The sequence below is a fragment of the Paraburkholderia phymatum genome (assembly GCF_038900715.1).
Classification (GTDB): Bacteria; Pseudomonadota; Gammaproteobacteria; order Burkholderiales; family Burkholderiaceae; genus Paraburkholderia; species Paraburkholderia phymatum_A.
In genome coordinates this window covers 68634-81194 of sequence record NZ_JAYMRZ010000014.1, presented here as the reverse complement: position 1 = coordinate 81194, position 12561 = coordinate 68634, and the positions used below count along the sequence as shown (strand labels likewise).

The window sequence follows — 12561 nt, the reverse complement described above, 5'->3', positions numbered from 1 at the left end:
TGATCAGCTACCGGCATTGGCACTACCGGATCCGGCATGGTCACGCGGCAGACGCGCGGTCCCGGGCAGGGATGAGCCGGATCCGTTGTAACGGCCATCCGGCGCGTATCCATCATTGCGGATGCCCAGCACCGACTGACCGTAACGGACCACAAAATCCCTTGAGACCTCGTGCACGACCACGGTGTCGCCCTCCATGTGGAAGTTCACGGCCGCCTCACCCCCGTCCGGGAGTTTCGTAAAGATGGTGGGCAGATCTCGCGCGGTCGCGTATTTGAAATAGGTAAAGCGCCCGTCGTCCCACAGTGCCGTCGGCGCAAGCGCGCGATCGCCGCGCATCATGTATTGCATGTTCGCGCTGTTGCCCATTACTGACGTCTGTGTCGCGTTGCCGCCTGCTGTGGTCGGTGCGGTTGGTGCGTTCGCTGCGGCTGCCGGCGGCATTGCAGCTGGCTCCGCCGACGGCGGCACTTTCGCCACACTGCCGGCGAGCGCCGCACTCACGGCCTGCTGTCGCCGCAACTGCGCGGCAGAGGCCCTCGCGCGCGTGTCCGGATAGTCGAAACGCAAGACCCACGTGGCGGGCTGCAATGTCGATACGTCGGCGAGAGACAGCGTGTAGGTGCGTCGGTTGGTGACCAGCACAAGATTGGTTTCCGGCTGCATGGCGCCAGGCTTCAGCAGCGCACCGCTTTCGTTCATCGCCATGTGCCACGCCTTTGCGTCACCGATGCCCGCGCCGTGGTCGACGATGTGCTCACCCGGCTCGAACTGGATCATTACCGCACGTCCAGGCATGGTCGCCACCCGATACACCTGGTCGGGGTCGTAGGATGCGCATTGGACATGTGGGTCAGCGCCGCAACTGCGTGGCGTATCGAGTGCCAGAGCGGACGGACTGGTCGCGGCGACGCCGGCGGTAACGACCAACGCGATCGCAGTTCGGGCGGAAAGCGGGTACATCGTCATGTCGCGCCTCCGGCCGGCGGCGCAGTTGCCGCCCCCGAAGCCGCGCCGTCGGGAGTTGCATCGGCAGGTGCACGTGTCCAGTCCCGTGTGACGGTGTAGCTCGTACAGCGAAAGCCATCCGGATCAATGTCCTGCTCATCCTGCTTTTCCGGCACATTCACACGTGCAAAGGCGACCGTCGCAATCCAGTACGTCGGATCGGGACGGCGGACCGCGACGTTCAACGGAATCGCCTGCCGGGAAAAGAAAACCTGCGCGGTCGAACCGACGAAGGTGATGGATCCCACCTTTGCGATCACGCGCCACTTGTCCTTCAGCATCTTGAGCGGTCCCGACGGTCCACGAATAAACGTGTCGTAGGCGCTCTTCTCCTGGTCAGCGCTCATCAGCATGACGGCGCTGTGGGCGTCCTGGATCGTCTCCCAGTCGTAGCTCTCTCGCAACTCGACATACGTGTGCAGGTCGTGACGGTCCGTTTTTTCGGTGAAGGAAACGCGGCCGTTTGCCGTGGTGGGCAGTACGTCTACCTTGCCGGTGACATCGTTGACCCGCAGCACGGCGGGCGGATTGGGTCGCTTTAGTAGTCCTAATGCACCCATGCCAAAAACAGCCGCGAGCGCAATGCCACCCGAGAGTATCGAGCGCCGGTCCGCAATTCGGGCCTTCTCTTCAGCAGCCTGCACTTTGGACCGTTCGAAATCCTGCGCCTGTTTCAGATACCACATTACTGCATCGCGCTCGTCGGCAGTCACCTTCGCCTGCAGCTGCTCCGTGGTGACAGCCGGTGCGCTGACCGGCAACCGGCGGCGTCCGGTCGTCGCTGCGGCAAACCACTGTCTGATCAGTGCCGGCATTGCATCCTCACTTCGATTCCGCGCGGCTCAGTTGTGGCGCGGGCTGGTTAACGGGTATCCATTGGCCGGTGGGTTCAGGTGGTTTAGGCGGCGAGCTGCAAGCCTGCAATCCAACTGCTACTACCAGGATCGCGATTCTCGATTTCATGGTCATGTCCACCTGTTTCAATACTTCCCTCTGCGACCTTGATGCGCCTAACTTCGGAGAATGACAGTCAGCTAAAGAGCTTAATCGACATCATCGCCCCTATGGTGGCGATGATCGCCGCCATCAGCCACAGGCGGCCCAGTCTTGTAAGCAATCGAGACATGAGATTTCCTCCCCCTCATGCACTGATACGACCACCCGTTGCGCGGGAACCACCCCCGCCGGATTTCGCGAGCGACATTGCCATTCTCGCCACCCCGCCGAGCCTGCCAACCATCGTAGAGATGCCAACCCCTCCAGCGAGAGCCGACGCGAGACCCGGCAGGTTCAGAGAAATGACCCAGAACGAAAGTCCCATGATGTCGAGCTCTATAATCTGCGCGATCGATGGTGAACCATTGTTCACTGGAATGATCCCCATCGCAAAATTCACCTCTAGCGCGCATGCCGCAGCGAACAACGTGACGAGTAGAACGTAGTTCATGCACTGCCCGACCCAGTTCCAGAAGAATTGTCGCGACGGCGGAAACAGCGCCGCAGAGATGAACAGCGGTCCCAGCGTCAGCAGAAGTTCCAGCGCGAACTTCGCGAGAATGATGTAGGCAATGCCGATCGCCATAAACGGTCCACCAAAGATGATCATCAGGGCAATCGTCCAGATCGCGGCGATTATCTTGATCCCACTGGCTTGAGCGTAGATCGCCTGCGCCGCATTAACGTACGCGTTTAGCAGGCTGTCGAGTCCCGAGACTTCGTTGCCTCCGCCCGTCACCGCACCAGCGAGCTGTTCGCCAAGATCGTTGAAGAACGGGACTACGTGTTCCGTATAGAATTGGATATTCATCCCAGCCGTCAGGATGACCGCCCATGTTGCCATCCGCATCAGGAAGTCGTTGATTGGCTCGTCGTTCCTACCCTGCCAGTACGTCCAAAGAATGAGCAGTACGTAGATACTGAAGCACACTGCCATTAGTGGCGAGATCAAGGAAATAATGCGCGTCGATCCGGTGCTGATTGTGTTCACTACGTTCTGGTCAAAATAGCTGACCATTAAAGAAAAAATGTGCACATCCGCCACAGTCATTCCCCTTCACTCAGTGTTCTGTACGCATGCAACCTATCACTTCAGACCGGCTGCGCTTGCCTCAGCGTCTTCACTCGACGCGTTAATCCTCTGTGCCTTGCGCTCTGCAGCTAGCTGCGTCGGAGTTTTCCCCAGCATCGCAGCATCGAACTCGAGCTCCTTCTGCTGCTGGGCCTCTTCCTGCAGGTTGTGCTGGTGACGATCCCAGGCGAGGTAGCCCAGATAGCCCGCGACCGCGACGAGCAAGGCGACTATGGCGGAGAGAAGTGTCTTATTGACCATTGGTTTTCCCCAAAAAAGAGTTGTCAAATTCACGGTCGCGTTGCTCCTGTGCGAGCCCGAGTTCGTCCTCCTGCAAACGTGCAGTCAGCTGCAGCCGCGTCTGGTCGTTCGTGACCATCGCCTCCTCAGCTGCCATGCGGTTCTGCAGATCAGCCTTCTGCGCGGGGTCCTGGGTCAGGTTCGACTGCTGCATGAGCGACTGGATGTTGTTGAAACGTGCCATGATCGCGGTGTACGCCTGCTCGTTCATCGCCTTGTTGGTTGCCAGCGTGTCGTAGTAACGTTGCTGTCCAACGGTCGATGCGCCCGTCATTCCTTCCTGCTGCTCGATGACCCGCATCGACGAGCTGACGCCCGATAGCCCGCCGCGCTTCGCCTGGATGTAGACGTCCTGCCATTCCTCGGGCAGGTAGTTGCGCAGTGCCGGATTGTTGTTGATCATGCCCAGCCCGCTGTTACCGGTGAGGGCCTGGAATTGCGCTTCCTGATTCTGGACCTGCTGGATCAGTTGCTGCACCATCACCATCAGCTGTGCAAGCTCGGCTGGCGAGATGGTTGGCACGCCTTGGGCATGCGCAGTCGCCGCCGCGCAGAAGACTGATGCTGCCGCAACTATGCGGCGAAAGATGGTCCGGCACATGGCCGGCACAGCGAGGATGGGTTTCACAGCTCCCTCCATCAGGTTAGAGGTTCAGACGACAGCCACAGCGGCCACCTCCTGATTCACAGGCGGATAGATCGCGGCGAGTTCAGCACGCTTACGCTCGAGCGCGTGCCGCAATTCATTCATCCAAAGTTGCTCATCAGCACCGTGCTTTGCGGTCAGACGCGTGCGTTGCCTGCGCTCGAATACCCGTAGCAGGTACACCGGCAGCCACGCATCCGGGTCGTCGCCCATCTCGACGCGCACGCCGTCGAGGATCAGCACGTTTTCCCGGTCGCCCGAGAAGACCGCGATCGCATCATCAAGGCCACTCAGGTCGAAACTGGCGAAGGTCGACTGGTTGCCCTGCTTGATCAGGAAGCGGCGCGACTGCGGCGTGAGTTTCCTGAACTCCCGGAATTCCTTTCGCGTCATGCCATCGCGCAGATACGGCGCCTCTTCGGCGGCCGGGTCCGCGAGATAGATCTTCGTGGCGACGAGGCTGCGTAGCGCCGGATACAGGTCCGCTGCCTTTTGCGCCTGCTCCGGCTGCTGCGTAACCAGGCCGATGAACTCGCCTTCCTTACGTCCGCTGGCGAGGGTCTCCTCGATCTGCTCCCGGATCGGGCGAAACCGGATCGGCAGCCAGTATTCCTCGATGATCGTCGCCATCAGCGCGCCTTCCTGGCGCATCAGCCTCTTCAGGTGGAACAGCCAGGCGAACGCAGGTTCGGACGGTTCATAGTTCTCGACAAGGAACGCCTCGACGTCGAAGCCGATGCAGCGCTGCCCGCTCATGTTCAGCGACAGGTTGGGCGGGTTGTCGAACACCCACCAGAAGCGTCCCCCTTCCGACTTGCACCAGATCGACAGCCGCGCGCGCAGGCTGTCGTCGCCCTCGTCCGGAATGCTGTCCAACAGGAGGCTGAAGCGGCGCAGACGCACGTCCTCGATGTCCATCACGGCGTCGACCGCGTTGCGACACTGCATTTTCTCAGCGGCGCTCAGGTCGATCCTGATCGGCTTGCCCTGGTGGTCGACACCATTCCTGCGGCCACACAGTTCGACCAGACCGTAAAGAAATTCGCGATTCTCGGGCGTATCGGCCAGCTCGAACGGTGCCCAGCCCGTAGGCTTGCCCTTTTCCAGATACACATACGCACCGCCCATCGCGCGGATAAACACTTCCCAGCCGCGTCCCTTGTCCAGCACATAGAGCAGCGGCTCGAACCGGAACAGCATCGCGATGGCGGCTGCGATGAGCGTTGTCTTGCCTGTGCCCGTCGTTCCTTTGGCTTCGAAGTGTCCGGCTAGCTTCTCGGTTACGTTGACGTCACCGAGCCGGGTTGCATGGAAGTTGAAATTGAAGACATTGCCAGCGTTGGTGCGAAATGGAATGATTGCCGAACCGTCACCGACCGGATTGCCCTCAGCCTTGCCTGTCGAATAGTCGTGACACGCATGCATCGCGGCGAAGTTGCGCGACGACTGAACCTTCGGCCGCGATTTGACCTTAGCACCGGGCACCTGGGAAAAATACGTGAACGGCGCCGAACCGGTCGCGGCCATCCATTCGACGCCGCACTCATTCAGCGAGCGGGACGTGAACAGATCGCCATTCGCGATCGCTTCCTTCGCCGTCTCGCCATAAATCACCGCCGCTCCGTGATACTCGCCGAAGCTCAGTTCGCCCGTATTGACATACCCCTGCGCTTCGCGCAGTTCCCTGACCTGATGCCTCGCCTTGTCGCCCGCGGACTCCAGTTTGTTAATCGCGGAATCGATGGTGCGGTTGGCCTCGAACCCGGTCAGGCAGTTAAAGGACTGCGTGATCGTGAATTCCAACGGCAGCGTCAGCAACGGATTCAACTGTCCCCAGCCTGGTTTGTCTGGAAAACCACGCAGGTCATGGCAGGTCGCAAACTGCCGAGACGCCGAGACGCCAGGCCCACGGATCGCGACCGTGTTATAGCCGAAATGCAGCCAGCTGGACGGGATCACATCGGTACCCGGTTCGGCAGCGACCGGCACATCAGTCCACGCGGCGTTAACCAGATCGCTCACAAAACCGTAGTGCCTTGAGAACAGCATCTTCATGCCGTTCATGTGCTGACGCTCGTATACTTCCAGCAGCTCAGCCTCGTAGTCCGCAAACTGCAGCAGCGCCTGCTGCGCAAGAGATTCGATTTCCTTCAGTCCGTCATCGAAGTCGTCGTATTTCAGGATCAGCGACAGGTAGTAGCGGTTTTCGTAGAACCTGTCTTCATTGAACCGCCCGACATATTCCCGCGAGAACCACTTCATGAAACGAGGACTGAATCTGTACACGCGGTCGAACCTTACGCGCCGGCGGGTAAAGGTGGCGTGATAACCCAGGCGCCCACCAAGGTCACGTCCGAGCTTGCTGTACGTTTCGGTGTCGCGGTCGAACATGCGCTCGATCGCGACGTTCTCATGCACTTCAAACGGCACGCCTCTCTTGACAAGCGTCACCATGAAGCGTGTTCCCTCGAGATGCTGCACGTGCTTCGTCACCGGATGACCAAACTTCGGCATCCAGTCTTCGATTGCGCCGAGGCTGCCGAGCACCTCGCTCGATATTTCAGATTTGCGTGTCATGACTCTTCCGGCTCAAGCTCGCGCAGGCGACGCATGCCGCCAGACACGGGTTCGATGAAATTGCGGTAGACCCGCCGCTGCCGACCATAGCGAAGGGGTGCAAGCGTTGCCGTATTGCCAAAGCGCGGTGCGAACCGGTTGGCGTTGGTGAACGCGCGAACCTTCAGCATCCGGAAATAGAAACGGCAGCGCATTTCGAGCCACATGATGCGCAGGCCCTGGTCGTCCGTCTCACAGATGTGCTTGAAGTACATCAGCACCGGCACACCGAGAAACACGAACAGCAGGCCGCCGGGGCCGACAATAAGGGCGGTGAGCACACCAGCGAACATCGACGATACGACCACCACCAGCATCGCCATGTAGGGAACGCCCCAGATGGTCGCGGTGCGGCCAAGACCGTTGAAGCCAGGATAGCGGGCTTTTTCGTCCAGCATGGCAGGTGCTCAGGTGAACAGATTCCAGAGATAGGGCGCGAGCACTCCAACTACGGCGCCTACGACCGCGACCTTGCCCCCGAGCGTGATGAATTCGCTCCAGTGCGCGCGGTCCGCCCAGCACTCGGCGCCTTTCCATAGCAACACACACGACGCGCAGACCCCAAGGAAGGTGTAGAGCCAGATCCTGAAGGTATTGACACCCTGCGTCGCCGAATCCAGACCGCCGCCGGCGAACGCGAATTGTGGGCCGACGATCGTGCCCGCCAGACATGCTTTGCTCACTGCCTCGCTCAAGCGGTGCGCCCAGACGCACAACGCGCCATTTCTAAGTTGTGCTAATTGCATAATCGAAGACTTCGTATATCGATACATAATTTCTCCATCGGCTTGTCATTTCAAACCGGCGCTCGGAGGGCCGGCTACATCACTTGCACGATTCACCGTCGCATTGGTAGTCGCCAAAGGCATCCCATACCGGGTGTGGATCACCGCGCTTACCGCTTGAGGCTGCTGTCTTCCTCATGCCGGGCATTAGGACTGTTTCATGGGTAGCGCGCCCCGGAACATGGGAAGTGCGCCCCATAACAACAGGAATTGCCGGGACGACACTGGTGGAGTCAGCTGACGGCGGAGCGTTGGCGACCACTCGCTGGACATAGCTTGTTCCGTCAGAGTCCGCTGTCAGACCACGCGTGAGATTGCCGCTGTAGTAACAACTGATCGCTGCACGGAGCGCGTTTGCCCTCTCTCCCATCGCTACAGATGCCCTTTCGTAACAGTCGTGGAGAATTGCACTGCCGGCCCGAAGGTTTGCGCACGGATCGAAGGCAGTCTCGTAGGTCAAGTCGTAGCGGGCGAGGTTCGCCTTGTTGATCTGGCCAAGCCCTATGCTGAAATTAATGCCTTGAGCAGCGAGGGTTTTTGCGGTAGCAACGGCTTCATCACGATTACGTGGTTGACGCGTCAGATGACCGTCCACCACACCAATCGCGTTCGGGTTGAAGCCAGACTCCGCGCGGACGATCGCCCGCAATGTTACGGGGTGAACGGCCGGTGCGCATTGTTGGGCCAAGATGGCGAAATCGAGCATGATTTCGCCTGTCAGCGTCGAACGACCAGCGATGCAAGTTTCACCATTGTCTGTCCTCCGTCAGAGTCGACAGGTCACCCGTCAAATTCTACGAGGATCTTCACCATCGTTTTCAGTGCCATATGGTGACCCGTATACTGTTTGCCTGAAGCGACCTGCGATAATAATGGGATATTTTTATCACATTTTCAAGCTTTACGACCAATTTTTATGACATCAACCTTTGGCTCGCGCCTTCTTGAGGAGCGCGACCGGCTCGGACTTACGCAGACCAACATTTGCGAATGGACCGATATCAATAGAAGAACCCAATCGGCATATGAAAAGGACCAGCGATATCCAGATGCACGTTATCTCATGACCCTGCTGGAGCATGACTTCGACGTGTCATACCTGCTCACAGCAAAGCGGACTTCCCGCTATGGAGCGATCGACATAGAACTCTTGTGCAGCGTATTAACCGCGATCGAAGCGTGTCTGCAGTCGACGAACTGCGCCTTGGACGTGAACAGTAAAGCGCGGCTGTGTTCCCTTATCTACCAGGCATCATCCGAAACTGGCTCGGTCGATCCCCTCGTTGTGCAGAAGGCTATTGACCTTCTCGCATGAACCAACCATGCCGGGCCACCGTAACCACAAACTCGGGCACCGCCGGCGAAACGCAAATTCCACCGACCCGCGTGTCGGCAGAGCTCAGTTGCGTGCGAGCACGAGATGTGACCCAAGTCCACGTCGGCCGGCGTGACGTCGCGTATCGCCCCCAACTGGATTAATGACACTATGAACTACCAGTCGATACCAATTCAAGGGCGGGAATTAGTATCCTTCGCAGTACGTATGAATATTGATGAAGGGAGTTATTTTTCAGGACGCTCAGTCTAGCAGGCCGTACCCACCTGCTATCTCGACAGCCTCGGTGATACGCCCTGCCCCAAGTTTTTTGTTGATACTGGGAAATACGCTCTTATAGACGGTGTGTATGGATACGCCGAGTTGGTCCGCGATATGTTTCGCCTGCCCTCCGTCCCGAAGGGTCCGCAGGACATCTGTTTCCGACTCGCTCAATTGGAACTCACTAACTGCCTGCCGACGGGCCTGCTCGGTGTACCAGTCAAGCAGCTCCGATGACAGCGCCCTGAAATGGCGCCGGTGTCCCCAGAGCAACCTCTCACCATCGATCCCACCGATGTCGTTTCCCACCTGAAGCAGGCCAATCATTCCATGTCCATGGTGATGGACCGGCGCGACAAGTGTGTTCGAGAATCCATGTGCCTGCGCCTCGGCGTACAGCCAGTGGTCAGCACGATGTACGGCAACATGCGATTTCAAGGCAGGCGCGATGTTGCTGCGTGCATATATCACGTAAGGATCGTTCATATACCAGAGCCGCGCGATATATTGCTGCATCCATGCTGGCCTGCAGCCAACCAGGTAACGAGCCTCCACGAGATCACCACTTGTCGGGGACACGCCATCGAAGCGCAACCACTGATACGTAAATTGGGTAGCGCCCAGACGATGTACGATTGCGCGCACACGAGCAAGCAACTCCCCCTCGCCGACGCACCCGTTCAGACCATCTATGGCATCGCCCGGATCGGTGACGTGTGGAACTGAGCGATCGACGTCGGCGGCCGCCGCCTCACACTTTCTTGACAGCATCGAGTAGCATGATTCCAGCCTCTGCTCGTAGAGATCAGCGGTCGCCAGTTCGAACAAGGACTCGCTTTCTGCCTCGAGCACCTGGCTGAAGGCCGCGCCGTCCTGGCGCACCAATCGCCGAACGAGAACGCAGATCTTGTCTAACGCGAGGCAAAAATCCACGCGCTCGTCAAAGACGCGATAGGAAGCCTCATGCAGGATCCTGCTGCTGGTGGCTTCAGTGAATCGAAACTCCATCGTGGTACCCGGGTTCTTCACTGGCTCTGGTGCGCCTCTTCGCGCAAGAAGTTTCCTTGCGCATCAACGTGCCTGAACGGCTTGAACCATTCCCGCTGGTCAGGACGTTCGACCCCGTAGGCAAGAACATCGAGGCTCATCTCCCCGCATACATTGACGATCCCTGTGATAACTGCGCGCGTCACCGGATCACCGGGCAGGCGTGCGGTTAGATCCTCAGTAATACAAAGGCCATCGATGGGAAGAGTTCCGAGATTTGGAAACGCAGAGTGACCGCTGATTTCTGCCAGCACACGCACCCCTGTTGATCTCAGGGCCGCGAGTTTGTCCAGGACAGACTGTGACGCTTGATCAATGCCGTGCGGCACAACAATTCGTAACGCTCCCGGATCAAGACGGTACTCTCTAAGGCAACTGAACGCACACCCCGCCAAGTCTCCGTCAAGTACCTGCGACAGGGGAACTGTCACCGAGACGTACTGAATTCCAAGGTCTTCATCTTTACACGCGCGAAGGCGTTTGCTTGCATCGGCCAGCTGAAACTCACCTAACTGGACACCGAACCCGGCCGATTCGGCAAGATCGATCAGTTGAGCACCGGCGATTTGTGTGCCGTCTGGCCGCGCCCATTGAGGAGATGCCCGGAGTCCTCGTGTCCTTCCGTCGCACGACAGGAAGCAGTCGAAGCGCGAGCAGATTTCTCTTCTTAGAAACGCGTACTGCAATGACTGGTAGACCTGAAGACGCTGCGTCGCCTTGTCGGCAAGATCAGGCGTGAAGCGCCGAACGACGCTGACGTCTCGGTTTTTGCCCTCAGCCTTTGCTGCGTACATCGCAAGATCTGCCTGCTTTAGCAGGTCAAACGAGGACGTCCCATGTTGTACGTGTTCTGCAATGCCGATGCTCGCGCGCATGCGGTAGTTGCTGCTACGAAGCACGTATGCGAGCTCAAAGTCTCTGATAATTCTGTTGGCCAGATCGCTTGCCATGTAGTGCGCAAACGCACCCTGCAACAGGATGACAAATTCATCGCCACTGATCCGCGTCAGTTCTTGCCCCGACTCAAGGAGATGCTGAAGACGTCTGGCGACCTTCTTCAAGAGAACATCGCCGTCTTGGTGTCCGAGGGTATCGTTGACGCGCTTGAAGTTATCGAGGTCCACATAAAGAATCGCCAACGTACCGACAATGCGTGAGTCGGCGAGTAGCGCATGCAGTTTTCCAAGCAGATAGTTCCGGTTGCCCAGTCCCGTCAGACCATCGACATTTGCGAGCCTTGCGAGCCGCTGCTGAGCGTGGCGTTCCTCAGTGATGTCCGCGCCTGAGCACACCAGGAATTTCTCATCTTCGCCGGCGCCCGTCCGTACAAACTTGTTGCGGAAGAGAAAGAGCCTTGGACCTTTTACCGTTTTGACGACGCGCTCGACCTGGTATGGATCTCCGCATTCAAAAAACGCTTCAATATTCTTGCGGGATGCATGCGCTTCCTCATCGCTCATGAAGAGATCCCACGCGCTCTTTCCGATAACGTCCTCTTCCTTGAGCCCAGCAAGCTCTTCAGCCACACGGTTGAAACGTTGAATACGTCCATCGCGTGTAAGAACGACTACGAGCGAATTGACTTCAGAGAGAATAGTCTCTGCAAAGGAAAGCCCGCGTGCAAGGTCAATGGCGACGCTCTCGGAACTGACGCTCGGAGAACAGGTACCGGCCCATACACCACGGTCGACCTTGCGGCCGACAAGATGAAGCCGGAGATTGTGGCCAAACAGTCGGGTATCAACGGTGACGCTGCCTGTCACACCCCCGATTGTGCGCACACGCGCAGCCTGCCCGGATTGAAGCGCGATCGCTTGGGCGGCAGGACCGGTGAGGGGACTCAGCTCCAACGCATCGCTATCCGCAGCGAGCCTCCAACGTGGACTGGAAGTCCCAAATTGGGCTCTCATCAAAGAGAGCACGTCATCGTCAGGTTCTATCATCCGACGAAAACTACATTTTCTTCCCGCTATGTCGCGACGTTTGTTACGAGTTTTAACGTGGAGAAATGACCCTATTCCTTTCGGGTCAGTTATCCACAATTTGACGGTATCCGGAGGAAATCGGATTAGAGATCTGTTCGTCGCGGGCTGTTTTCGTAGACCGCGCAGCGCGACCACACGTTGTTGACTAATGGGAGGTTGATTGCACCCAAGTATGCCTCTGCTAATCCGCGCTCACAACGCGCGTCAAGGGGATTCCTTTTGGGGCGAAAACATATGAATTGGTAAGCGGGTTACGAAATACGTAACGTTTACTACATTCCCACCACAAAGGGTGGAGCAAGCGCGCGTCAGGATAATCCACAAGGGTTCCGGCGCGCACATAACGTTCTTGCGTGTGAAACATTATCCAAAGGCTCGTGGGAATTGCCCTCAAACACCCGTATCTATTGGCTCTCGTTGAAATAGGCGAATTCAAGGGAATGTTTCACGATTGATTGATCCTGACACACGCGACATTTCACGCGTTTCTTCAAAAGTTGGTGTAGATG

The 12561-nt window shown here is 58.0% G+C and carries 12 protein-coding genes; 1 reads left to right on the top strand and 11 read right to left on the bottom strand.

Annotation, left to right across the window (positions count from 1 at the left end; all coding sequences use genetic code 11):
- Nucleotides 1-3: 3 nt before the first annotated feature.
- The 9 genes from VSR68_RS24345 to VSR68_RS24305 form a co-directional block, all read right to left on the bottom strand.
- Nucleotides 4-969 carry a TrbG/VirB9 family P-type conjugative transfer protein gene (locus VSR68_RS24345; protein ID WP_342942284.1) on the bottom strand — a complete coding sequence of 322 codons (966 nt, stop codon included), beginning with the start codon at nucleotides 967-969 and terminating at the stop codon, nucleotides 4-6.
- Nucleotides 966-1823, bottom strand: a complete 858-nt coding sequence (locus VSR68_RS24340) for a type IV secretion system protein (protein WP_342942283.1) — start codon at nucleotides 1821-1823, stop codon at nucleotides 966-968. The genes VSR68_RS24345 and VSR68_RS24340 overlap by 4 nt, the downstream gene beginning before the upstream one ends.
- A gap of 326 nt (nucleotides 1824-2149) precedes the next feature.
- Nucleotides 2150-3055 (bottom strand): type IV secretion system protein, encoded by a 906-nt coding sequence (locus tag VSR68_RS24335; protein ID WP_342942282.1) that lies wholly within the window; start codon nucleotides 3053-3055, stop codon nucleotides 2150-2152.
- Nucleotides 3056-3091: 36 nt separating this feature from the next.
- The gene (locus tag VSR68_RS24330) at nucleotides 3092-3337 is read right to left on the bottom strand and encodes a hypothetical protein (RefSeq protein ID WP_342942281.1); all 246 of its coding nucleotides are present in this window, start codon (nucleotides 3335-3337) and stop codon (nucleotides 3092-3094) included.
- Nucleotides 3327-3977, bottom strand: coding sequence for a type IV secretion system protein (locus tag VSR68_RS24325; protein ID WP_428983581.1), 651 nt, complete (start codon nucleotides 3975-3977; stop codon nucleotides 3327-3329). Before VSR68_RS24325 ends, VSR68_RS24330 begins: the two co-directional genes overlap by 11 nt.
- Nucleotides 3978-4028: 51 nt before the next feature.
- Nucleotides 4029-6599, bottom strand: a complete 2571-nt coding sequence (locus VSR68_RS24320) for a transporter (RefSeq protein WP_342942279.1) — start codon at nucleotides 6597-6599, stop codon at nucleotides 4029-4031.
- Nucleotides 6596-7036, bottom strand: coding sequence for a VirB3 family type IV secretion system protein (locus VSR68_RS24315; RefSeq protein WP_342942278.1), 441 nt, complete (start codon nucleotides 7034-7036; stop codon nucleotides 6596-6598). The genes VSR68_RS24320 and VSR68_RS24315 overlap by 4 nt, the downstream gene beginning before the upstream one ends.
- Before the next feature lie 9 nt (nucleotides 7037-7045).
- The gene (locus tag VSR68_RS24310) at nucleotides 7046-7321 is read right to left on the bottom strand and encodes a hypothetical protein (RefSeq protein WP_342942277.1); all 276 of its coding nucleotides are present in this window, start codon (nucleotides 7319-7321) and stop codon (nucleotides 7046-7048) included.
- A gap of 142 nt (nucleotides 7322-7463) precedes the next feature.
- Nucleotides 7464-8129: a lytic transglycosylase domain-containing protein gene (locus VSR68_RS24305; RefSeq protein WP_342942276.1), complete on the bottom strand. Its 666-nt coding sequence runs from the start codon at nucleotides 8127-8129 to the stop codon at nucleotides 7464-7466.
- Nucleotides 8130-8339: 210 nt separating this feature from the next.
- Between VSR68_RS24305 and VSR68_RS24300 the strand changes: the two genes are divergently transcribed.
- Nucleotides 8340-8738, top strand: coding sequence for a helix-turn-helix transcriptional regulator (locus VSR68_RS24300; protein WP_342942275.1), 399 nt, complete (start codon nucleotides 8340-8342; stop codon nucleotides 8736-8738).
- 264 nt (nucleotides 8739-9002) lie between these two features.
- Here VSR68_RS24300 and VSR68_RS24295 read toward each other — a convergent pair whose 3' ends face one another.
- Nucleotides 9003-10049, bottom strand: coding sequence for a helix-turn-helix transcriptional regulator (locus tag VSR68_RS24295; RefSeq protein WP_342942274.1), 1047 nt, complete (start codon nucleotides 10047-10049; stop codon nucleotides 9003-9005).
- The gene (locus tag VSR68_RS24290; protein ID WP_342942273.1) at nucleotides 10046-11917 is read right to left on the bottom strand and encodes a diguanylate cyclase domain-containing protein; all 1872 of its coding nucleotides are present in this window, start codon (nucleotides 11915-11917) and stop codon (nucleotides 10046-10048) included. The genes VSR68_RS24295 and VSR68_RS24290 overlap by 4 nt, the downstream gene beginning before the upstream one ends.
- Between the last annotated feature and the right edge of the window lie 644 nt (nucleotides 11918-12561).